The organism is Tenacibaculum agarivorans (assembly GCF_001936575.1).
Taxonomy (GTDB): Bacteria; Bacteroidota; Bacteroidia; order Flavobacteriales; family Flavobacteriaceae; genus Polaribacter; species Polaribacter agarivorans.
In genome coordinates this window covers 82,260-104,703 of sequence record NZ_MSMP01000012.1, presented here as the reverse complement: position 1 = coordinate 104,703, position 22,444 = coordinate 82,260, and the positions used below count along the sequence as shown (strand labels likewise).

Here is a 22,444-nt window from a genome sequence, read left to right as displayed (position 1 = left end):
ACTTATAGTATGAATAAAAGTGAATGAATATGAGCCGTTTAGTTATTGATGTTACAGGTGCACAGCACAAACAAATAAAAGCCTTGGCGGCTTTACATGGTAAAACCATCAAAGATTTTATTTTGGAGAAGTTGTTTGAAGGAAAATCAAATGATGAGGATGCCGCGTGGTCGGAATTACAAACACTTCTTAATAATCGTATCCAATCTGCCGAAGCGGGAAATCTATCTGAAAAATCAATGTTAGACATTGCAAAGTCCAAAACTAAAAATCTAGACAATTAATTTATGTCGTCTTTCGTACTAAGTTTTGAGGCAGAGCTTGATCTTGAAAATATCGTTGAATACACCATACGTAAACACGGGGAAGATCAAATACTTAAATATGTTACTCAATTACAAGAAGATACCGAACAGCTTGCCTTGGGCATGGGACACTATAAACAGTTAACAGATATTCACCCAAAATTAAGAATGGTTAAGTCAGGCAAACATTATGTTTTTGGCATAACAAGAGAAAATGATCTTATGATTGTTATTGCCATTCTGCACGAACGCATGAACCTCGTTCAAAGGCTAAAAAATAGATTGCTCTAAAAAAAGTACATATTTTTCGAAAAAACACTTGACATATTGTAAAATAATGTGGTATAATACGTTTATTCAATGGTCTTAAACAATAAATTTGATCTCATAACAATTATAAAAAGGATTAAGAGCAGAATTTGTGTGTAAAATGAATTTAGATTTTTATTCTTTATAACATTGGTTTTTAGTATATTTAAAACACTGTAAACCAAATTAAAATGTTAGAAGATATCAAATACGATTTTACTAAATGGTTTTGTTATTCAGGATTAAAATCTATTTCCAATTTTACTAGGGAAACTAAAAAGATAACTCAATACAGGATTTTTAAACTTATAGTTTATCCTTTTGATTTCTGTTTTTTTAGTTCAAAGTTTTTTGAATGTTTGGATATTTTTATTTTGGCTTTTGTTCCCGTTATTATCCCTACTAATTGAATCAATCATTAAAAGTCGCGATTGGATTAAGAAGAAGATAAAAGAGAAAATTTCATCTAACAACAATCACAAAAATGATATTTCAAGGTTTTTTCAGTAAATCCTCTGATACCATTCTCCAAAACTCATAAAACTGTTTGTTAAAACGTTCTAGCCTTTCTTCCAATTCATTGGCAACGCAAGTGTGTGCGTTCTCATCAGGTGGAAGTTTTTGTAAAGCCAACATTAACCCGTTCATCTGGATAAGCTCTTTTTCTAATTCATGCAGTTTTTTATACATCAACGAAATATCCTTCTCTTTCATCACATCACCCAAACTGTTTTTGCGATTACGCGCTCTTCAGATCCAATAATATCAAGGTAAATTGCGGTCGTTTCTAAATTGCAATGCCCCAACCATTTTTTAACCAAAGTAATCGGTACTTTTTGTACGGCATTCACGGCGTAGCCATGGCGAAGGGATTTCGAACTGCCCCGTACACAATCAATTTGAGCTTCATCCATGATGGTTTTCACATAGCGTGATGCGGTGCGCAGAGAAAAATTCCACAGCCTCCCCGAAGGATCAGAGGTTTGTAAATTTTGGGTGTATGTCTCCAAATCTTCCAATAAAAAATCGGGTAATGGGATTTCTCTAAACACGCCGCGACGTCTCTTTTTCAAAGTTTCTAGCACAACAGTTTTATTGGCAAAATCCAAACGATCAACGCTCAAATTATGAATTTCAGAAATCCGCGCGCCCGTATAAAACAGCAACTGGCAAAACAACCTTATATGTACAGGTTTATTTTTTGTGCACGCCAAAAATCGGCGAAGCTCCGCCTCATTTAAATATTTTCGTTGTCCATTCGCATCATGCAAAGAAAGCTTTGTTTTATACATCATCATCGTTTTAGTTATCAAAGTTCATTGTCCGATTATTAGATATATTCGGACAATTTTTCAAATAAAAAGATGTTTTTTTTCCGATTTTGATGAAAAAAAGGCGTTTTAACGCAAGATTTCTTCCATCCCTAGGGCTGAACACCTTCAAAATCCACTCATAATGGCAGGGTATATCTAATTTTCGGACACGTTCAGCAGATTAAGGCAAAAAGTTTTCAAAAACTTGGGCGTATACGCCGCCTTAACCCTGAAACACAATCATTAAAATTTCAAAAAATGAATGAAAAACAAAACGAAGGTGGTTTTTTCGAAAACATCTTAATGCCTATTGGCGCGATATCGGGCGCAATATTTGGATACAATAACGGCGGGGTTTTCGGGCTCATCCTTGGCGCAATCGTCCTTGGTGGAATTGGACAATTCGTAGGACAGCTCGCCGATGCCATTTTTAAACTGATTTTTATTCTTGCGATCATCCTGATTAATAACGTGATCAGGCAAGCGGTTTGGAGCTTTATCAAATCAATCTTAGAAGCCATCTTTTCTTAAAAAAATTATTCATCAAAAACAGGAGAACATATGAGATTTAAAAAACGAACCTTAGCCCTAAGCCTGATTGCCGCAAGTGTTTTTACAAACACGTACGGGCAAAATAAAAACACGTACACCGCAGACAGTTTGACCTATAAAGAGAAAATGAAAAAAGTGAATGCGGAACCAAACTTTATATTTCAAGCGGCGCGATATACAAAACTGTTTCCTGAACTGGGCATAACAGTTATTCATGGTCGAAAAAACACTGAGGATTTCAACATCTTTAAAGATCGGCTTTCAGAAAAATTAACAGAGAAAGGCATTCCTCATAAGTTCTTTACCGACATCACGGATGAAAAGACGGGATATGCTTTTGCCTATTTTGTTAACGGTCGTCAACATGGAATTTTTAATGTCGAGGAATTTGTAGCGATGTTACCAGAAGCCGTACGTGATTTTAAAAAAGCACATCCGAAGGAAAAATTACAAACATTGGAACATTAAAAGTTCAGCTTCATGTCAGATATTTTATTTGCTGAGTTTTGAATATTATGGGTGTGATCTGTTTTTACAGTATCTGCCATCTCAATTTTTTGGTTTTGATTTTCAATCCCTAATGCGGCTTCAACAAAATTGGCTTTCCCCGCCTCTGCGTTAAGTCGTGCATAGGCAGCCAAGCGGTCTTGTTCATTCAAACGTTGATCATTATGGATCGTATTGGCTTGCTCTTGTATCTTGCGATAGAAATTCTCACCCTCTTCTAATTTTACGAAGCTTTCATCCAACGTTTCAATCCGTTCCAAATCATCGGTTTTTATTTCAATTAAAATCCGATAATAATCCGCCGATGTGGCATTGTCTGAAATGGTTTTACCTGCCCCTGTAATCAATGTATTGGCGCGTGCCAGATCCAACTCACCACCATCTTTGACCTCTTGTAATAGATCATCAATATCATTTAATCGGTTGGCACGTACATCCCATTCATCACGGTTTTTCTGCATCGCCTCGTGGATGGCGTCCAAACGCTGATCAATCAAATGCATCAAATCAAAATGCGCTTGTTCCGCTTGGCTTAATAATAACTCTCGATTTTTCTCTTTTTTCTGCTCAAGCGTACGCTTGTCACGCTTCGCCATTTCACCCGCAATCGTGCCAGAGGACATACCAGAACGACTGCCCGATAATTCACCTTGGAATTTATTGAAGTCGTTTTCGCTATTTTTCTCAGACATGTATACCCCCAGAAATACCAGTCACTATCATTCTACACCTTAAGACTTAACACTTTCTAAACATAAACGAATGAGCGATTTTTTTCTAAAATTAACCTTTCCTTAATTTTTACGGCGTAGAAGCCTCAGCAATCAAAGCGTGTGCGAATGCAAATCATTCAATCATAAACACACGTACATTTTCATTCCAAAATCAAATCAACGACTTAAACAAGGAGAAACGTATGAGTCATATTTTCTATGGAACAATTGTATCTAAAATCTCTGGGCATTTTTTCGAAAACCCAGATCATATCGCCATGATCACCAACAACATGGATGGTGATAGTCATGCCATTTGGACGACCTGCACCGAAGCCTCCAAGGTATTTCACGATCTGATAGGCATTATCGATGATATCGAAATCGATTGGGAATTGGCGGTTGAAGCTTATTCCGAAGCTATCCTTAATCAACTTATTATTGGTGATCGCCCTAATAATTTGAACTTTATCGCTATCGCATCAACCGTCTTTCAGGACTGCCAATAATATGAGTGAAGGAGTAAAAAAAATGGATACAACAAAACAAGAAACCATCCCTTTGGTTGAATTGGTTTACCGGCACAAAATCAAAACCGATCAATTGCCAAAAATTCAAAAATCAAGTGATGCGTATAAAATATTGCGCCAGCATTGGAATAACGACACCATTAATTTAAAAGAAGAATTTAAAATCATGGTCATCGACCGTAATGCCGATTTGCTTGGCGTTTCAACAATTGCATCAGGCGGAATTAATGGCGTGGTGGTTGATCTAAGATTGGTATTTGCAACAGCCATACTTGCCAAAGCAAGCGGAATTATTCTCGCGCATAATCACCCAAGCGGAAATCTAAAACCCAGTAAAAGCGATATTGATTTAACCCAAAAAATTAAAGATGCCAGTGCCTTTCTTGATATTGAAATTTTGGATCACATCATTGTGACCGACACCAATTATTGCTCTCTATCCGATGAATTTTTGATGGGTGGGTGAGCATGGATGACAGTTTAAACCTACAAAATATTAAATACACCATCAATCTGATTAATTATGCCGCCAGTTTTGGATATAAAATCAACAAACGAAAATCCACCCGTAATTCGGTCGTCATGTTTAATGATGGAAAAGATAAGATTGTGGTCTCCAGAAAAAATAGTATCTGGATGTATTTCTCGGTTTTTGACCATGAGGATAACGGCACAATTATCAACTTCATCCAAAACCGTACAGGAAAATCCATTCCTGAAATCTTAGATGAATTTCAATCAAGCGGAAATACTATCTTAAATCAGAAACCCCAATATTGCCTTCAGGAAAAAAATTATGAGCCTGACAGGATCAAAAAGCTATTTTCCCAATATACCGCGGCGAAGGATCATATTTATCTGAATTACCGTGGCATCCCCAATACGGTTATAAGTTCTGAACGCTTTAAAGGATGCATTTTTAAGGATAAATACGGCAACGCAATTTTTCCGCATTTTAAGAATGGTGAAGTTTGCGGCTTAGAAATTAAAGGCGGTAATATCTCCGTCTTTGCAAATGGGAGCGAAAAAACGCTTTGGTGTTCTAATCGGTTTGAAGATGATAAGACTTTGGCAATTTCAGAAGCGCCCATTGATGCCATGAGCTATCAAATTTTGTTCTCTCTCAAACATGTATTTTATGTCGCAACAGGGGGCAGTATTTCAGGCAAACAAATGAACCTTATTCATCAAATATTATATGAGTATTCCAACCTCAAACGTGTTTTGATCATCACAGGTAACAATGGAGGTGGTGATTTAATAGCCCGTAAAATCATCTCTGAAATTAACTCTCAAAATATAAACATCAAACGACATAGCCCAAAAGATATAGATACAGATTGGAATGATGTTTTGAGTAACTCATAAACAATCATACCTCTTCATAAGCTTTGTCCCAAAGCAAAAACCCCTTAACCAGCTTATTTTAAAATCAGTAACGCCTACGGCTGTTTTTCAATGTTTGCGAAACACAAGATCATCTACGCCAGCATAGCTGACGTGATTCCCTAGCATTTCGGTACATGAAAAATTTCTGATTTCAAACGAGGTCACTACCGCAACAAGTTGCGGTTATTTCGTGACGCTCGCCGCTTGGCAAGGGTTCATGCGATGGGGTGAATACCCTAACGGTCATTTTTTTAAAAGAAAGGAAATATCATGACTGATAAAAATCAAACGACAAACACAGAAAAAAACAACAATGAAAACATGCCGAACTGGCGTCTAATTCAAGAAAAAGCCTATTACAAAACCAATCGAAATGGTCAACAAACGCGTGAAACCAAAAATATTGAACTGGCTGTGGGTTGGCAAAAAGTAAGTGAAAAAGGCACGAATTATATTTCTTGGTCGGACAGTTTTAGCCCCATTACCCCTGATGTGGATGGGCGTATCGTTACACGTGCATTTGAAATTAATTATGAGAACTAAAAAAACAACTCAGGCGGGGGAATTGTCCCCTGCCTGTATTTTTGATGGAGGTAAAATATCTTGACCAATATTTTTAATGAGTTTGCAAAACCAATTGAACATATCGGGCGTAAGCACGGAATATCAAGAGTGTTCAACGATCTTCTAATTATGGGGATTTGCTCATTCCACAGCGTGAATATTCAGAGCCAATTAACGGAAAAAGATCAAGGCAACGAAGCTTTGTACATGGAAACAATCGAACCATATTCAAAAGAAGAATTAAACGAATTTGCTAAAGTTTTGGGTGTTCTACAACTCAATATTTTAGATAAACCATATTCTGATCTACTAGGGGAGTATTTCACAATGAACATTACCAAGGGACATAATGGGCAGTTTTTTACGCCCGAACCTGTTTGTGAAATGATGGCACGTATAATACTCCCAAGTTTAAAGACAGAAGAAGGAAAACGCATTTTAGATCCCGCTTGTGGATCGGGTCGTACGCTTTTATCTGCCGCTAAAATCAATCATAAGAATTACTTTTTTGGTGCTGATAACGACCGTACGTGTGCAAAAATGGCAACGCTCAATTTCTTCCTGAATGGCTTAAAAGGTGAAATCGCATGGATGAACAGCCTTACCATGGAATGGTACGGCGGTTGGCATATCAATATGAATGGGTTAGGTATTATTTTTATCGAGAAAGAACAGTCTTTTATTTGGAAACATCCGCCGAAAATAAAATTGAAATCTGAAAATCAAGCAAGAATTACTCAGCAATTAAGTTTATTTTGACCTCATCATCCTTCAAATGCAAGTATATCAAAATTTGGATCTTCCGCTTTAGCTACTCTTACTTTTCTTGCATACTCTCTTGCTTCTTCTAAATCTTCATCAGTCCATATATAGAGATTTAAGGTGTCTGTATTTCCATTAATTGTTCTTTTTACTGGATAAAAGTCAGACTTTGGAATATGACTAGGGAATTCCAAACTTAAATCGATTTTCTCTTTTTGATTACTCATAATCTTCCCTTTATTTTAATTTTATATTTTACTGTCAGCAGATTTAACTTTTTTATTTGAAGCTCGAAAAGTAACGTATATTGTTTCTGCTATTGATTGAAGTATACTAATGTCTGTTCCTTTATTAAAGACATTTTTTTCTTCACTATCCACACATATTGTTCCTATATATTGAAAATCTGGATCATTATGTTTTTTTTCCATTAACCCTATTGGGATTACAATAGTACTTTTATAAGGTAAATTCCAGAGTTTGTTACTTGCCTCTTCTATGCTATATCCATGATCATCAACTAATTTTTTTACATTATTATGATAATCCGTTTTTTCTAGGTGAGAATGTTTATAATTTTGCTCTAAAGGTAGATTATTAGAGAAAAACCTTACATACCTACCTTTTATATTTTCATGTTTTTGTTTACCAAATATACTAAATAAATCAGTGTTATTGTTTAAAAAATCCTCAAAATCAGAATGGTATCTTTGAAAATCTTCTCTATTATATCTTTTGTTTTTAGAGTCAGTTCTGCATAAAGTCTCTATTTTTTCACCTTGTTTTATAATTTTAACAGTAAAGCAACAATCAACTCCTTTTAATTCTCTAAAAATCGACGACATTTTATTTAGTAGCTCATCTAAATTAACTATAATCGTCTTAGGAGTTGTATAGCCATTTACAAATTTAGAGACAGCCAAAATAACATCATCAAATTTTTCTGCATATTTTAATTGAGTTTCTTTTTCTTTATCCTTTTTAAGCTTTTCTATTTGGTCTTGTAGTTTTCTTTTATCTTCTTGTAACGCTAGTTTCTCATCTTTAACTTCTTTTTTTCTTTGAAAGATAAAAAACAAGCATAAAACTAGAATTAATAATAAGGCTAAGCCAACAATAATTTTCTGACTACCTGATAATTCGTAAGAGCTTGAAGTAAAAGCTATTACAGTAATAACAGGTTATAGAATAAGCCCCACTATGGAGAGTCTTTCTTTATTAATTTTCAAAATTTTAACAGTTAGGTTAGTTAGTAAATATAATAATTTTAAGATAACAGCTTAAGTATATTGTACTTATTGAAAGTTAATCTCGTTCAAATTGATATTAAAATGATCTTTTGGGATATTTCATCTTACCTTCAAAAAAAAATTCAAACTGACAGACATCACGTCTAAGAGGGTTACCTCTTAGAAATCTCATTCCTTTTTGATACGAAAACGCCCGTAACGTTTCTTAATGCTATTATTAATGGCAGGACTTTTTCTTAGTCAATAAGCACATCATTACATCCTTAACCTTTACTTTTCTAATTATTTATGACTGATAAAAGAAAACCCAATAAAAATGTGAAACAACCAACGCTTTTAACCTCGAAAGAAGGGAAAAGGATTAATGAAAAACTAAGAAAAATTGCTTACTTATTAGGTGAAAACGCGGCTATAATGATGAGTAAGGAGATGAAAAAATGAAGCGTTTTGCTATTTATGCTCGTTATTCTAGCGACCATCAAAAAGAGACATCAATTGAAGATCAAATCAGAGAATGTACACAATGGGTGAAAAATCGCAATGGAATTATTGTCAAAATATACAAAGATCAAGCCATTTCAGGTGGTCATTTGGTAAATCGTTTGGACTTGCAGAATTTAATTAGGGATTCAGAAGACAACCTTTTTGATTGCGTTATAGCCGAAGATTTATCTCGTTTTTCAAGAGATCAAGAACATAGTGCAGGACTTTTTAAACGTTTTAAATACAATGGTGTCGATATGTACACCATATCAGATAATGAAGTAACGGCATTACACATAGGATTAAAAGGAACTGTTAATCAAATCTATTTAACGGATTTAGCTGATAAAACTCGTAGAGGGCAAAAAGGAGCCGTTGAAAGGGGAAAAATTCCAGGCGGGATTTCATATGGTTATAAAAAAGTTAAAAAGTATGATGAGCATGGCGAACTAATCTCAGGGTTTCGTGAAATTAATACGAAACAAGCCATTGTTATCAGAAGAATTTTTCAAGAATATTTACTAGGTAAATCTGCCAGAGTTATTGCATCTGACCTTAATAAAGAAGGAATAAAATCTCCAAGAGGTGGAGAATGGATGGCTAGTACCATCAACGGAAATCCAGCAAGGCAAAACGGTATCTTATGCAATATGCTATATACAGGTAAAATTGTTTATAATCGTCAAAAATTTATAAAAAATCCAGATACAGGAAAACGTAGAGCCATTCTCAATCCTCAAAATGAATGGGTTATTAATGAAGTTCCTGAACTACGTATAATAGATCAAGAAGTCTGGGAAAAAGTTCAAAAAATGAAACGATCTATCGCAGGAAAGCCTAAAAATCAGCAAAAAAGAAAACGTCACTTGCTCAGTGGACTAATGAAATGCTCTGAATGTGGTGGTTCATATACAGTTGTTGCTTCTGGTCGTTATGGTTGTTCGCATCGTAGAGAAAGAGGGACTTGTTCTAATTCTCAAACCGCCAAGTTTAAAGATATAGAGAAACGCATATTGTCTGCTCTTGAAAATAATATGATTACAGATCAGCTTCTAGATGATTTTTCAAATGGATACAAAAACGCTTTAAAGAAGCAAAGGGAAACGCATAATTATAGAATAAGAGACGCTAAAAAAGAGTTGAAAGCAGTAGAGAAAAAAATTAATGGCATACTTAAAGCTATTATGGATGGTATGTACTCACCATCAATGAAAGAAGCAATGCCACCTCTTGAACATAAGAAAGAAGATTTAATAGAGGAAATTAAGCTTTTAGAAAAAGAAAATGTTATTCAAATTAAGCCGAATATGGCAACGCTTTACAAACAGCAAATACGACAATTAACAACATCTCTCTCATCAAAAGATTATTCAAGGTTAAAGGCTTTTAATGTTGTACGATCATTGATTGATGAAATTGTAGTTTCTCCTAATTACAAGAAAGGAGAATGCAATCTTTTATTAAAAGGAGACTTAGCTACTATTTTAAGTTTTGTTTCTGGTGAAGATGTTTTGTCTCCGGTGGTTGCGGGGGCAGGATTTGGTCACAAACAAAAAGATCGACAATTAATTATTGTTGAACTTTAAGTGTTTGATTTATCATTAAGAATTAAAATTTGATCTGACTAACAGTTTTGAAGCTGGTCTATTACAATTGAAAGTCAATGATAAGATTTAGTAAATAATTTTTAAACCAGTTTTAATAACTATTGAGTATGTTAAATATGAAAAAACTTTATGGATATCTATCAAAGTAAACCTTATTCAGCCTTGTTAATTCTTGTAGTATTGGAAGCACAAGTCTAGTTTTACACTTATAAGTTCGAGAAATAATAAAAATACTATTATCAAAAACTTATAGTATCAATTTGAGAGATTAACTATTAACTGAGGTGGGTTTAATAAATAACAATAAATAATGCTAAAGCTCCTCCAGCTTTTAAATATCCTTTATTAATGGGTAAATCAATATCTATAAAACCTGGTATAATACCTCCAACTGCTGCTGCAGATAATCCCATAATAATCCTAAAAATAAATATTTGAAATTGTGTTGGGTTAGGTATAAATATAGCTATCACTAAGAGTATTAAAATAAAAATTACACCAAAGAAAACAACTGCTTTAATAGACCACTCTTTGTTTTTTCTTTCTTCTGATTGCATATCATCAAATTTTTTATTTTCTATATTATATTGTTTTTTGGCCTCTTCTATAAAATCTTCCCTATATTCTGGATCAATACTTTTTGCATCTTCATAAATTGCTCTCAGCAATTCAATTTTTTCAAGATATTGATTATGATACTTAAACTTTTTCAAGATTAAAAACTGGATGGTAAACTAAATCTATATAAAAATTATCCTCACTTATTTCTCTATTTGTATGAGGATTGTATATTACTTCAGGTATCTCGTTTTCCTTCTCAAACTCTCCTAAAGGCATATCAGTTCCATTTGCAAAAACTTGATACCCTTTTCTTAGAATATCTAATGACTCTGCATTTGCTAAAATTAGTAATGCTATTGGAAAAGTAGTATTTAATCTTTTGGCAATTACATCGGCATCTAAAACATCTCCTTGTTTTAATGTTGAAATATAATCTTCTAGCTTATCGATCTCTCTACTATATTTTCTAAATTTTTCCTTTAATTTGTCTAATTTCATCGATTGCATAATTTAACTCCTGTGACAAACAATCCCTATGAAAATTGATCGCTGAATCAACCTTTGACATTCGCATAAACAAATCTCGTACTAATTTACCTTGAGATTCTTCATTAATCCAATAACCTGTCAAATTGTCAACTACCCAATTACTACCATCATTTATCTCTGCACCTTGTCTTGCTTCTAAATCTCTTATATCACCACCTACTCTTGAATATCTTTGTTTACTTCCTTGAGAAATCTTTACATTTTCATTTTCAATTCGAAATTTTTTTCTTTCTTTTTTGAGTATATAATCCATCAAATCCCCTATATAATAATCTTCTAATTTAAAGGTAACTGGAAGCATTTTCTTTAGTTCCTTTAAATAGTGCTCCTCATATAGTGAATCTTTTTTTTTCTCTTTCTCATTAATGTAACTATGCATATCCTGTGGAGTATCGTAACGAATTTGTGTAAATCCTGTTTCTACATCGATAACTACAATAACAAAAATTATTTTCTTTTTAGCTTCTATACTTTTTTTCTGATAATCAATTTCAGCTGACTCTTGTGTCTCTGACCATTTAATTTTTAATATTTGTTTTTCTTCATCTAAATAAATATAATTTAATTTAGAAGGAACATTACTAGGTAAGCTAAGTTTATCAGTTTTTGAAAAACTAACTCCTTTAGAGTTTAAATGTTTTTTAAGTTTAGATAAATCAAAATTCTTGATTAGTTTTAATTTAATTTTTTTTCCTCCATTCTCTTCTACATCAATTACAGCATCCTCTATATCTTTTAAAGAAATATCACCTTTTTTAACCCATTTAACTAAATTTTTAATAAAATTTGACTTACTGCTATGACTATGTGGTTTATCATGAGTTTTTAACCAACTGCTAATAGAAGAAATTGGTACAAGATTGACTAGTTGTTCAATTTCACTTTGTATTTCATCCATAAAATGATAAAAGTTTCTCTTTCTTTGATCAAACAAAACACTTTCAGTATTTTAACTTGATTACAAATAAATTAAAAAAACAACTATTTTTTAATTTATTATTTCTACTATGTTAATGTTGGAGTTATTCTAATAGCAATACTAAGTTATAAATCCGTTCGTTAAATTTTTTAAAAGATTAGGTGATTATAGTTTCAAATCAGTATTTAAAACTCTCTTAAACATTAATCGAAATTCTGATTTAAATTGCATTCATCAATCAATGGAATTGATAATATCTGAACTAACCATTACAAATTTTGAATACGTAAACTGTTCTAGTCAATCTACGTTTTTATAATTCAATATGACCAAAATTAGATTATTCTACATATGAAACAAATCATATCGAACCATTTTGAACAGCAAAATGTTTAACCCGAATCATAAAAAAAGACTTTCAATTTCTTGAAAGCCCTGTTAAATTTAGCATCGAAAACTGAACTCGAACCTGAAATCTTCAGGTAATGTGAATTCATAGATTACATCTTATAATGCTTTTTAGGATACATTTTTTTTACCAATTTACCAATAGTTAACCCTTGAATTAAAATAGAAAACACTACTACAATATAAGTGATATGTAATAAAAGGTTACCCGACAAATTTTCATCTAAACTTAACGCTAAAGCTAAAGAAATACCACCTCGAAGGCCTCCCCATGTTAAAATAGATATTGCTTTCATTTGATTTTCATTCTCATGTTTAAGTAGAGCATACGGTAAAAAAACAGCACTAAACCTTGCGATTAAAACAATACCAATAGTTACAATTCCTAATAACATAAAAGATGAGTTAAACGACAATAAATGAGCTGCTAGTCCCATTAATACAAACAATACTCCATTAAAAACTTCATCTAAAATTCCCCAAAATTCGGTTAATGCTTGTTGAACTTCGGTTGTATTGATATTAACATGTATTTTATTTCCAATGATAAGTCCAGCAACCACCATAGCTAAAGGTCCAGATACTCCTAATTTAGAAGCTAAAGTATAGCCTCCTAAAACAATAGCTAAACTTATAATTACAGCCAAATGTGGATTGTTTTTCAAACTATGAATACACCTATATCCTAAATACCCAAGAAGTAAGCCATATAGAATACCTCCAACAGCTTCCTCAAGAAATAACGTACCTATTTCAAACACAACTTCATTCGTATGATGTCCACTAGTTACGGATGCAATTAACAGAATACCAGTAAAAACAACAACACCAATTCCATCATTAAATAATGATTCTCCCTCTATTTTAATACTTAATTTTTCTTGAATATTTGCTTTTTTTAAAATTGCCATAACAGCAATAGGATCCGTAGGGGAAATTAATGCTCCAAATAATAAAGCATGTATAAATGGAAGCGAAATATTTAGCAATTGCGTTGCAAAATACAGCAGTCCTCCTACCACAGAAGTGGAAATTAAAACTCCTAAAGTAGCAAATAGTATAATAGAAGTTTTCTCTTTAGCTAAAGAAGATAAATTGACATGTAATGCTCCAGCAAACAATAAAAAACTTAAAATTACATCTAATAGTAACGTTTTAAAATCTGCATTGAGTACCATATCACAGAAGAAATTATAGACTGATGGTAAAGTTGTTTTACTTACACTTATTAATAATACTAATAAGATGCTCAAAATCATAAGTCCTATGGTAGTGGGTAATTTTAACCATTTATAATTTATAAAACTAAAAAAGGCTGCAATGGTAAAAATGATACTAAACGATTCAAACATAGTGATGTGTTTTTTGAGTGAAAAAACTGCCTAAAAGTATTTTCAATAGCATAACATCTTTTAAATTAGAAGTACTTTAATTGAAATTATACTCTTTAGACGGTTTTATAAATGATTATTTTCTTTTTTCCCAAGCTTTATCAGCTAAGGCTCTTTTTGCAATTGGATCTTTAACCCATTGACGTTTGGCATCTATAATACCAAAAAGCATACGCGTGAAAAAGTATAATTTTCCATCTCTAAGTTCCCAACTTTTAGGATTAGGATCTGCTTCTTTATCTTCAGACATTGCTATGGCACAAAATCCTCCGTATTGTGGAATATATTTTTCAGGATTGGCTTCAAACTTTTGCTGGTTTTGCAAAGAAGAAAATAAAAATTTTCCCTCTCCATAATTAGCAGTATAATGCTCATTACCTTTTTTAGATTTCTTGTCAAAAAAAGAGACTACATCGTACTGTTGCGCAGCTATTTTATTTTTTAAATTTAATTTCATGGTTACAATAGTTTTAAATTAATTTGGAATCTGTTATTATTTCTAACAATGCAGGACCTTCATGAGCTTTTAATTGTTCTAAAGCAGGAATTAACTCTTCTTTTTTTGTTACTCGAATTCCTAAAGCACCGCAATTTTCAGCATACTTAGCAAAACTTATATTATGCAAACTTGTTTTCCAAACGTCTAATTCTGCCGCTTTTTGTTCTTTTGAAATTTTTCCTAGTTCAGAATTGTTTAAAAGCACGTGCTTTATATTCATGTTATATTTAACGAGTGTCATCATTTCACCTAGGTATTGTCCAAAACCTCCATCTCCAGATATAGACCATATAGGTCTTTCTTTCCCTTTTGCAGCCCAAGCTCCCATAGCAGCAGGTAATGAAAATCCTATAGAGCCCAAATAACCAGACATTAAAATAGATTGATGCTTTGGTTCAAAATAGCGACCAAAAGAGTAGGTATTGTTACCTACATCTACAGCTATTACGGCATTTTCAGGAACAACGTTATTCATTGCTTCAAATACTGCAATAGAACTTAAGCCGATTTCACTTTCATCTTTTAATCTGCTTGCTTTTTCTTCCTTCCAAATAGTCCATCTTTCTGCAATTTCTTTTCTACGGTCTATAGTGCTAGTTTTTCCTAAAGTTTTTTCTTCAATTAAGGATAGCGTTTCAGAAATTTCTCCCCACAAAGCAGCATCAATTTTATGAAATTTACTCAATGCTGTTGGATCGTAATCCACTTGAATAATTGGTTTTTTAGGTGTAATACCTGTGTGATTTGAAAATGAAGCTCCTAAAACAATGAGTAAATCGCTTTCATTCATAAACCAAGATGCAATAGGCGTTCCGCTTCTCCCCAATACACCACAACCTAATTCATGTGCGTCAGAGATTAGTCCTTTACCTTTAAAAGTTGTTATTACGGGGCATTTTAATTTTTCAGCAAAAGAAATAATTGCATCCATGTGAAAACGAGCTCCATGTCCAACAATAATCGCAGGTTTTTCAGCCTCTTTAATCATGTTTACCGCTTTCTCAACCATTTGTTTGGGTGGAGAAATATTCATGGGTGTAATTCGTCCTTCTGGTGTTTGTGCTTCTTCAGATTTCGGTTTTGGTAAAAAAGCTACTTCATCAGGAAAAGTAATGTGTGAAACATTCCTATGTAATAAAGCACTTTTTATAGCTAAACTCATTAATTCACTGTGTTTAGAATTGTGGTACACAGCATGATTAAAATCTGCAACAGTTTGAAATGCTTTTACTAAATCTACTTCTTGAAATGCTCCTGTTCCCATAACCTGTGTATTCACTTGACCAGAAAATGCTAATAACGGAGTACGGTCTACTTTGGCATCCCACATTCCCGTAAACATATTGGTAGAACCAGGTCCAGCAATTCCAAAGCATACCGCAGGTTTTCCTGTAAGTTTTCCATATGCAGAAGCTGCAAAAGCAGCTGCACCTTCATGTCTAATCCCAAAGAATTGAAGCTTTCCTTTTGCTTCTTCACGCATCATGGCGTCTGCAACACCAAGATTAGAGTGACCAACCATACCGAAAACAGTATCAACTCCCCAATTTACCATAGTTTGAATCATGACATCTGAAATTGTATCCTCGTGTTCTTCTTCCACGGGTACACCTACATAAATAGCCTCTTCCTCTTCTTTAATTTCAAATGTTTTCACACCATCATCATAGCCCCCAGGCGGTAATCCTGTGCAAGGGTTAAAATCCCAGCCATGCCAAGGACAACGTAACATGCCATTTTCAATAGAACCTTCTCCTAATGGTCCTCCTTGATGTGGACATTTGTTATCTAAAGCAGAAAATTTACCTTCATAATGTGTTAAACAAATACCTTGATGTCCGGCTGTAACTGTTTGTACTCTTCCTTCTGGTAGGCTTTTTTTATTATCGAGTACTTTATACCATTTTGTTTTGGTTTTCATGAAAACTATTTTTTATGGTTTGAGTGATTTTTAAACTGATCTTGTCTTATACTAACAGCTTTATAGGAGTATTTTACTAAAAAGATTAACCCGATAAGCATTAGTATTACTCCTAAAATGCTGATATATGACCCTATTTTATGGTTAAACTCTAATCCTCCAATTAATCCTGAAGTAGCTAAACAAGCAATAGCTAGATAGAAAAAAACCATGGTTCGGTTTAAAGTTTTTAATTGTGTTAATTTTCTTTTAATAATAGCTTCAGACAGATTTTTAGTAATTAAGTTATTTATTTCGTTACTTAATGTGATCATTAAATTAGAGGTAGATAGAATAAGTAATCCTATACCTGGGACTATAGTAATGGGTAAATACCAGTTATTCATAATTGTGTTTTAAATGTAGCTCTTGTATTGGATATGGAATGGTAAGCTCATTTGCTTTCGCCATTTCATAAATTTCAGTTATGATTTTATCTTTTACTAAAATTTGATCTTCAAAATCGTTGATAAAAAACTTTAATCCATAATTGATATAAAAGTTATTGTAGGACAATGTGATAGCTACAGGAGATGTTTTTTTAAAATCCCATTTATTTTTGTGCAGGTGTCAACTAACACTTTTTTAACCTTTTTAGGATTGTTTTTGTATGAAAAGCCGATTTCAATAGATTCTGCGTGAATTTTACTTGGACGGCTTAAATTTTTAATTCGTTCTTTCCTTACAGTATTGTTAGGAATAATGATCAATTCATTAAACCTGTTGAGTATTTTTACTGATCGCCAATTCATATCTACAATTTTACCTGTATCACCTCCGATTTCTACCCAATCTCCTTTCTCGAAAGTTTTGGCTATGAGTAATGCAATACCATTAAATAAATTTCCTAAAGGTTCTAGTAGCTCTAAGCTCAATACGAAAGAACCAACTCCTAAAGCTGTTAAGAGGTGTCTTAAATCGAATTCCCAAATTGCAGAAAACACAAAAGCACTAGAAACAAGAACTAATAGAAATTGAATCATGTCTCTTCTTAATTTAGGGATGGCTTCTTTTTTAGTAAATACATTATCTTCAGAAAAAAGTAAGTGATTCATCGTTTGAATTAAAAAAGATATTCCAAAAATGATTAAAATAGTCTCTGTAATTTTAACAGGAATGTGGCTCCTTGATAACTCAAAAACAAATAGACAAATACTGTAAATAAATCCTGTTGGCAACACTAAATACCTCATTATTTTAGGTGCTACCACAGGTTTATTTTTTGCTGTTCTCTTACGTACAACAACGCCTACCAGTAAAAACAGAATTATAAAAAATCCTAAAACGATTGATAAATTAATAAACATTAGTACTAAGTTTTGTTAACTAAATAGGAATATTTACAATAGTTCCTATCGTTATAAATTCATCGTTCAAGTGTCCTATTATTCCTTTAAATTCTGTAAAAAAGAACCAATTTTGTATACGATAATGTAAACCAGCTCCGTAATTTAACCCAAACGCTTTTTCTACTTCATCTTCATGTAAAAAACGTTTAGTATCCTTGGTATAATTTAAACCTGATAATCCATACACTCCTATTTTTTCACTGAGCTCGATAATATAATGTGCATTTATATTTAGATCTAAAATTGATTGTTCTACATCTTCTTTTACTCTTTGAAAGGGTAAATAAGAAACTTCAGGTCCAAAACAAATCTTTTCATTTATTCCATAATATACTCTTGCATTAACTCCGTAGAAATTATTAGCTAATTCCAATGTAGGACCAACCCCAACAAAAATACTTGCTTCTTGATTTTCGTGTTCCTGAGCAATAACAATTTGAATACTAAAAAGTAAGAGGAGTACAATTCTTTTATACTCCAGCATAATGAATTCCTGTTAGATGATGCATGCCTCTATTAAAAGTAGATAAATCATTAAAATTGAACTTATTGATATCATCATATCCACAAGAGCGAGCCACGACTTTAATTAAATCATTAGTAGCAGTGAAATAATTGTATAATTGTTTGGCTGATGATTCTATAATTAATCGACTTCTTAATGACTCTTTTTGTGTAGCAATTCCAACAGGACAATTGTTACTTCCACAGGCTCGCATTCCTAAACAACCAATGGCTTGTAATGCTGAATTAGATACAGCAATAGCATCAGCTCCTAACATCATTGCCTTTGCAAAGTCCTCAGCAATCCTTAGTCCTCCCGTAATAATTAAGGTAACATCTTTAGCCCCAACTTTATCTAAATATTTTCTTGCTCTTGCTAATGCAGGTATTGTTGGAACATTAATATTATCTCTTAAAATAGTTGGCGCAGAACCCGTTCCACCACCTCTTCCATCAAGTATAATATAATCTGCGCCTGCATCTAAAGCAAATTGAATATCTTGTTCTACATGGCTAGCTGCTAGTTTAAACCCAATAGGAATTCCCCCTGTACGCTCTCTTACTTTGTCGGCAAAATCTCTAAAGTCTTGTACCGAATGAAAATTAGGATTTGCAGCTGGAGAGATTGCTGTTTCTCCTTCATTTAACCCTCTTACTTCAGCTATTTCTTTACTTACTTTATTTCCTGGTAAATGTCCACCGGTACCTGTTTTAGCACCTTGACCAGCTTTAAAATGAAATGCTTGAACAGCATCTAATTTATCCCAAGAGAAACCAAATTGAGCAGAGGCTAATTCATAAAAATATTTTGAATTATTTGATTGTTCTTCAGGTAGCATTCCTCCTTCCCCAGAACAAATTCCGGTTCCTGCCATCTCAGCTCCCTTAGATAAAGCTATTTTAGCTTCTCTAGACAATGCTCCAAAACTCATATCACTTACAAATAAAGGGGTGTCAAGTACCAGTGGTTTTTTGGCTTTTGGTCCTATCACCACTTTGGTAGCAACTTTATCTTCATCTAACAAAGGCCTTGTGGCTAATTGTGCGGGTAAAAATTGAATATCACTCCATTTAGGTAAGGTATTTCTATCTACTCCCATGGATCCTGAAAATCCATGATGTCCCAAATTTTTAAGTCCATTTTTAGCCAACTCTTTTATATATAAGGTATAAGGCTCTGTATCTTCAGGATGTGTATCTGCATAAGCTCCTTGATACTCATCACGGTTAAATGGTTGTGGGTTATTTTGCAAGTAAGCATTTATTTCAAACTCATCAACAAATACGTTATCTCCTTCTATTTTAGTTGAAAATTTATGTAGTACTTCTTTATTATTATATTCAGAAATTCCTGAATCTACCCTATAGTCCCAACCATGTAACCCACAAATTAAATTGTTTCCTTCTACTCTTCCATCAGACATTAAAGCACCTCTATGCAGACATCTTCCATAAAGAACAGAAATACTATCATCGAATTTTACGACAACTAAATCTAGACCATTAACTATAGCATGTGTTGGTATTTTATTTTTTAAATCGCTAACTTTTACAAGCGCTATTGGTTTCTTCATATTTGGTGTGTTTAAATTTAATTTCATTGTGTGTTTTATAGTAGTAAATGTGTTTAAGACATTTTAAATTCTTTTAAGTCTTCTTTAGTTGTAGAAATAAACTTGGTGTCGTATGTTATGATTCCTTTTTTTCTTAAACTACTCATTACATTATTAACTGTTTGTCTAGAAGTATTTGTGAGATTGGCAATATCAGAATGTGTTAGTAAGTTTTTGGCTTTTATAATGTGTTCTTCTTCATGTTCACCAAACTCTTCAAGGTAATCAAAAATAAATTCTTTAATTCTAGTATTACTGTCTTTATATAATAAATCGTTTAACCTTCTTTCTAACTTTTTTATGCGTAATCCGTAAATTTTAAGCACTCCATTTTTAAGCGATTTATGTTTTTGCATTAATACATCCATCATTTCTGATTCAATATAGCAAATAACGCAGTCCTCTAACGCATATGCTATTTCATTGGTTTTATTTCCTTCTTCATATAAAGCCAATTCACCAAAGACATTTCCCCTTTTCACAATATATTTCACATGATTATTGGCTTGATCTACAATTTTAATTGTTCCTTTTTTTAAAAAGAACACATTTTTTTTACCCCCATTATTTAATTCTATAATCCCACCTTTATCAATCTGATCCATGTCAAGAATTTCACAGATTTTCATCATGTTTACTATTCCTAATTTTTTAAAAAGATTAAATCCTTCTAAAAACCAATATTTAGTTTGATTTTTCAATTATCTATAAAGTTTGATGTAAAACTAATTAATAATTACTTTTATCCAAAGCTCTTATTTTTAAAAAGTTACTTTACGCGACACTTTAGTTTTTTTATGGTAATAGTTGCGAATAATCTTTAGATTTTTTTTAAATCTAACTACTTGATGTTAAATTGTATTTGATAAGGACGAAATATAAGGTAGAGTAAGTATTAAATTTCTTATTTTTAAGAGCTAACATCAGTTACTTTTACTTCCGTAAAGCCTAGCATCCTATTAATTTTCATAATTCAATTGAGTTTGATAAATAAGGAAATTATACCATATCTGAATAAATCGAATACTACCTAATAAATAAAAAAAGTGAAATGGTACTTAAGAGAAGGTTATAAATCTATTTTAAAAAGGCGTAAACTTAATTTTTAAAGATATGTTAATCATTTTTTCAAGCGCTTGAAATCTTATAAAACCCAATAATTATAATTCACAACAAATCATATTGAACCATGTTGAACAGCAAAATGTTTAACCATTGTTTAACCCGAGTCATAAAAAAAGGCTTTCAATTTCTTGAAAGCCTTGTCAAATCTAGTAGCGGGAGCTGGACTCGAACCAGCGACCTTCGGGTTATGAGCCCGACGAGCTGCCTACTGCTCTATCCCGCGATATCGGACGGCAAAGATACATTCTTTTTTCTCTTATATCCAAATTTAATTTCACTTTTTTTCAAAAAAGTATTTTTAGCAGTTTCTAATCTTCACGCTAAAAAACACTTACCTTTGCCTTTATGACACATAAAGCAGGATTTGTAAACATTATTGGAAACCCTAATGTTGGAAAATCAACCTTAATGAATGCTTTGGTAGGTGAAAAATTATCTATTATTACTTCCAAAGCGCAAACTACAAGGCATAGAATATTAGGAATTGTAAATGGAGAAGATTATCAAATAGTTTTTTCTGATACTCCTGGTATTATAAAACCTGCGTATGAATTACAAGATTCTATGATGGATTTTGTAAAATCTGCTTTTGATGATGCAGATGTACTTATCTATATGGTTGAGATTGGAGAAACGGAGCTGAAAAACAAAGCTTTTTTCAATAAAATTATCAATAGTAAAATTCCTGTAATCTTATTATTAAACAAAATTGACTTGTCTAGTCAAGAACAGGTTCAAGAAAAAATTGAATATTGGAGAAAAAAGGTTCCTAGCTCTTTTGTGTACGTAATTTCTGCATTAGAACGATTTAATGTCGAAACTGTTTTTTATAAAATCATTGAACTTTTACCCGACTCTCCTCCATTTTATCCAAAAGATCAACTTACAGATAAACCTGAACGTTTTTTTGTTAATGAAACGATCAGAGAACAAATCTTACAACAATACAAGAAGGAAATTCCCTATGCTGTTGAAGTAGAAACTGAAAGTTTTGTAGAAGAGGAGAATATTATTAAAATTCGTTCTGTAATTATGGTTGAACGAGAAACCCAAAAAGGTATTATTATAGGTCATAGAGGTAACGCTATAAAACGTGTGGGAACTGAAGCCAGAAAAAGTCTACAACATTTTTTTGATAAAAAAATATTTTTAGATCTCTATGTTAAAGTAAATAAGAACTGGAGATCTAATGAGAACCAGTTGAAACGTTTTGGTTACAAAAATTAAGAATTCCTAACTTAAAATTTTAAATTAAGTAACATTAAGTTTATTACTAAGGTTG

At 32.6% G+C, this 22,444-nt stretch carries 28 protein-coding genes and 1 tRNA gene; 11 read left to right on the top strand and 18 right to left on the bottom strand.

Going from position 1 to position 22,444, the window contains the following annotated elements; translation table 11 throughout:
- Window positions 1-29 precede the first annotated feature (29 nt).
- Together BVC87_RS11270 and BVC87_RS11265 are read left to right on the top strand one after the other, a co-directional pair.
- Window positions 30-284 carry a hypothetical protein gene (locus tag BVC87_RS11270; protein ID WP_075342520.1) on the top strand — a complete coding sequence of 85 codons (255 nt, stop codon included), beginning with the start codon at window positions 30-32 and terminating at the stop codon, window positions 282-284.
- 3 nt (window positions 285-287) lie between these two features.
- Window positions 288-596 carry a type II toxin-antitoxin system RelE/ParE family toxin gene (locus BVC87_RS11265; RefSeq protein ID WP_075342481.1) on the top strand — a complete coding sequence of 103 codons (309 nt, stop codon included), beginning with the start codon at window positions 288-290 and terminating at the stop codon, window positions 594-596.
- Between the two features lie 510 nt (window positions 597-1,106).
- Here the strand turns inward: BVC87_RS11265 and BVC87_RS23405 are convergent.
- Both BVC87_RS23405 and BVC87_RS11250 read right to left on the bottom strand, forming a co-directional pair.
- A complete protein-coding gene (locus BVC87_RS23405; RefSeq protein WP_159439349.1) occupies window positions 1,107-1,262 on the bottom strand; it encodes a hypothetical protein in 156 nt (51 codons plus the stop codon).
- A gap of 65 nt (window positions 1,263-1,327) precedes the next feature.
- Window positions 1,328-1,906 carry a site-specific integrase gene (locus tag BVC87_RS11250; RefSeq protein WP_159439348.1) on the bottom strand — a complete coding sequence of 193 codons (579 nt, stop codon included), beginning with the start codon at window positions 1,904-1,906 and terminating at the stop codon, window positions 1,328-1,330.
- Between the two features lie 279 nt (window positions 1,907-2,185).
- Here BVC87_RS11250 and BVC87_RS11245 point away from each other — a divergent pair, with 279 nt between their 5' ends.
- Together BVC87_RS11245 and BVC87_RS11240 are read left to right on the top strand one after the other, a co-directional pair.
- Entirely contained in the window at window positions 2,186-2,458 is a 273-nt protein-coding gene (locus BVC87_RS11245; protein WP_075342477.1) for a hypothetical protein, read from the top strand.
- A 30-nt stretch (window positions 2,459-2,488) separates the two neighbouring features.
- Window positions 2,489-2,947 carry a hypothetical protein gene (locus BVC87_RS11240; protein WP_075342476.1) on the top strand — a complete coding sequence of 153 codons (459 nt, stop codon included), beginning with the start codon at window positions 2,489-2,491 and terminating at the stop codon, window positions 2,945-2,947.
- Here BVC87_RS11240 and BVC87_RS11235 read toward each other — a convergent pair.
- Window positions 2,944-3,678 (bottom strand): hypothetical protein, encoded by a 735-nt coding sequence (locus tag BVC87_RS11235; protein ID WP_075342475.1) that lies wholly within the window; start codon window positions 3,676-3,678, stop codon window positions 2,944-2,946. The two genes, BVC87_RS11240 and BVC87_RS11235, sit on opposite strands and share 4 nt — an antisense overlap.
- A 224-nt stretch (window positions 3,679-3,902) precedes the next feature.
- On the opposite strand from BVC87_RS11235, the gene BVC87_RS11230 reads away from it, so the two are divergent.
- The 5 genes from BVC87_RS11230 (at window position 3,903) to BVC87_RS11210 (ending at window position 6,941) form a co-directional block, all read left to right on the top strand.
- On the top strand, window positions 3,903-4,208 hold the full coding sequence (locus BVC87_RS11230; protein ID WP_143569766.1) for a hypothetical protein: 306 nt from the start codon (window positions 3,903-3,905) through the stop codon (window positions 4,206-4,208).
- A 22-nt stretch (window positions 4,209-4,230) separates the two neighbouring features.
- Window positions 4,231-4,695, top strand: coding sequence for a JAB domain-containing protein (locus BVC87_RS11225; protein WP_075342519.1), 465 nt, complete (start codon window positions 4,231-4,233; stop codon window positions 4,693-4,695).
- Between the two features lie 2 nt (window positions 4,696-4,697).
- Window positions 4,698-5,597 carry a DUF3991 and TOPRIM domain-containing protein gene (locus BVC87_RS11220; RefSeq protein WP_075342473.1) on the top strand — a complete coding sequence of 300 codons (900 nt, stop codon included), beginning with the start codon at window positions 4,698-4,700 and terminating at the stop codon, window positions 5,595-5,597.
- 291 nt (window positions 5,598-5,888) lie between these two features.
- Window positions 5,889-6,161 (top strand): hypothetical protein, encoded by a 273-nt coding sequence (locus BVC87_RS11215; RefSeq protein WP_075342472.1) that lies wholly within the window; start codon window positions 5,889-5,891, stop codon window positions 6,159-6,161.
- Window positions 6,162-6,221: 60 nt separating this feature from the next.
- Complete coding sequence (locus BVC87_RS11210) at window positions 6,222-6,941, top strand: N-6 DNA methylase (RefSeq protein WP_075342471.1); 720 nt, start codon at window positions 6,222-6,224, stop codon at window positions 6,939-6,941.
- A gap of 5 nt (window positions 6,942-6,946) precedes the next feature.
- Here the strand turns inward: BVC87_RS11210 and BVC87_RS11205 are convergent, their stop codons facing one another.
- Together BVC87_RS11205 and BVC87_RS11200 are read right to left on the bottom strand one after the other, a co-directional pair.
- Window positions 6,947-7,171: a hypothetical protein gene (locus BVC87_RS11205; protein WP_075342470.1), complete on the bottom strand. Its 225-nt coding sequence runs from the start codon at window positions 7,169-7,171 to the stop codon at window positions 6,947-6,949.
- Between the two features lie 21 nt (window positions 7,172-7,192).
- Window positions 7,193-8,023, bottom strand: coding sequence for a hypothetical protein (locus BVC87_RS11200; protein WP_075342469.1), 831 nt, complete (start codon window positions 8,021-8,023; stop codon window positions 7,193-7,195).
- Window positions 8,024-8,631: 608 nt separating this feature from the next.
- Between BVC87_RS11200 and BVC87_RS11195 the strand changes: the two genes are divergently transcribed.
- Entirely contained in the window at window positions 8,632-10,263 is a 1,632-nt protein-coding gene (locus tag BVC87_RS11195) for a recombinase family protein (protein ID WP_075342468.1), read from the top strand.
- Between the two features lie 311 nt (window positions 10,264-10,574).
- Here the strand turns inward: BVC87_RS11195 and BVC87_RS11190 are convergent, their stop codons facing one another.
- The 13 genes from BVC87_RS11190 to BVC87_RS11135 form a co-directional block, all read right to left on the bottom strand.
- The gene (locus BVC87_RS11190) at window positions 10,575-10,997 is read right to left on the bottom strand and encodes a hypothetical protein (protein ID WP_075342467.1); all 423 of its coding nucleotides are present in this window, start codon (window positions 10,995-10,997) and stop codon (window positions 10,575-10,577) included.
- Window positions 10,984-11,343, bottom strand: a complete 360-nt coding sequence (locus tag BVC87_RS11185) for a hypothetical protein (RefSeq protein ID WP_075342466.1) — start codon at window positions 11,341-11,343, stop codon at window positions 10,984-10,986. The genes BVC87_RS11190 and BVC87_RS11185 overlap by 14 nt, the downstream gene beginning before the upstream one ends.
- Complete coding sequence (locus tag BVC87_RS11180; RefSeq protein ID WP_075342465.1) at window positions 11,312-12,292, bottom strand: hypothetical protein; 981 nt, start codon at window positions 12,290-12,292, stop codon at window positions 11,312-11,314. Before BVC87_RS11180 ends, BVC87_RS11185 begins: the two co-directional genes overlap by 32 nt.
- Before the next feature lie 521 nt (window positions 12,293-12,813).
- Entirely contained in the window at window positions 12,814-14,073 is a 1,260-nt protein-coding gene (locus BVC87_RS11175) for a cation:proton antiporter (protein WP_083629400.1), read from the bottom strand.
- A gap of 115 nt (window positions 14,074-14,188) precedes the next feature.
- On the bottom strand, window positions 14,189-14,569 hold the full coding sequence (locus BVC87_RS11170) for a YHS domain-containing (seleno)protein (RefSeq protein ID WP_075342463.1): 381 nt from the start codon (window positions 14,567-14,569) through the stop codon (window positions 14,189-14,191).
- A gap of 13 nt (window positions 14,570-14,582) precedes the next feature.
- The gene (locus BVC87_RS11165; protein WP_075342462.1) at window positions 14,583-16,532 is read right to left on the bottom strand and encodes a thiamine pyrophosphate-dependent enzyme; all 1,950 of its coding nucleotides are present in this window, start codon (window positions 16,530-16,532) and stop codon (window positions 14,583-14,585) included.
- A 5-nt stretch (window positions 16,533-16,537) separates the two neighbouring features.
- A complete protein-coding gene (locus BVC87_RS11160) occupies window positions 16,538-16,918 on the bottom strand; it encodes a DUF2721 domain-containing protein (RefSeq protein ID WP_075342461.1) in 381 nt (126 codons plus the stop codon).
- Window positions 16,911-17,087: a hypothetical protein gene (locus tag BVC87_RS23400; RefSeq protein WP_159439347.1), complete on the bottom strand. Its 177-nt coding sequence runs from the start codon at window positions 17,085-17,087 to the stop codon at window positions 16,911-16,913. The genes BVC87_RS11160 and BVC87_RS23400 overlap by 8 nt, the downstream gene beginning before the upstream one ends.
- A gap of 8 nt (window positions 17,088-17,095) precedes the next feature.
- Complete coding sequence (locus tag BVC87_RS11155) at window positions 17,096-17,878, bottom strand: mechanosensitive ion channel family protein (protein WP_075342460.1); 783 nt, start codon at window positions 17,876-17,878, stop codon at window positions 17,096-17,098.
- 19 nt (window positions 17,879-17,897) lie between these two features.
- On the bottom strand, window positions 17,898-18,404 hold the full coding sequence (locus tag BVC87_RS11150) for an outer membrane beta-barrel protein (RefSeq protein WP_075342459.1): 507 nt from the start codon (window positions 18,402-18,404) through the stop codon (window positions 17,898-17,900).
- Window positions 18,391-19,998 carry a glutamate synthase-related protein gene (locus BVC87_RS11145; RefSeq protein ID WP_075342518.1) on the bottom strand — a complete coding sequence of 536 codons (1,608 nt, stop codon included), beginning with the start codon at window positions 19,996-19,998 and terminating at the stop codon, window positions 18,391-18,393. Before BVC87_RS11145 ends, BVC87_RS11150 begins: the two co-directional genes overlap by 14 nt.
- Window positions 19,999-20,051: 53 nt before the next feature.
- On the bottom strand, window positions 20,052-20,738 hold the full coding sequence (locus tag BVC87_RS11140) for a Crp/Fnr family transcriptional regulator (protein ID WP_075342458.1): 687 nt from the start codon (window positions 20,736-20,738) through the stop codon (window positions 20,052-20,054).
- Between the two features lie 574 nt (window positions 20,739-21,312).
- A tRNA-Met gene (locus BVC87_RS11135) sits at window positions 21,313-21,385 on the bottom strand.
- 122 nt (window positions 21,386-21,507) lie between these two features.
- On the opposite strand from BVC87_RS11135, the gene era reads away from it, so the two are divergent.
- Complete coding sequence (gene era, locus BVC87_RS11130) at window positions 21,508-22,389, top strand: GTPase Era (RefSeq protein ID WP_075342457.1); 882 nt, start codon at window positions 21,508-21,510, stop codon at window positions 22,387-22,389.
- Window positions 22,390-22,444: the final 55 nt, after the last annotated feature.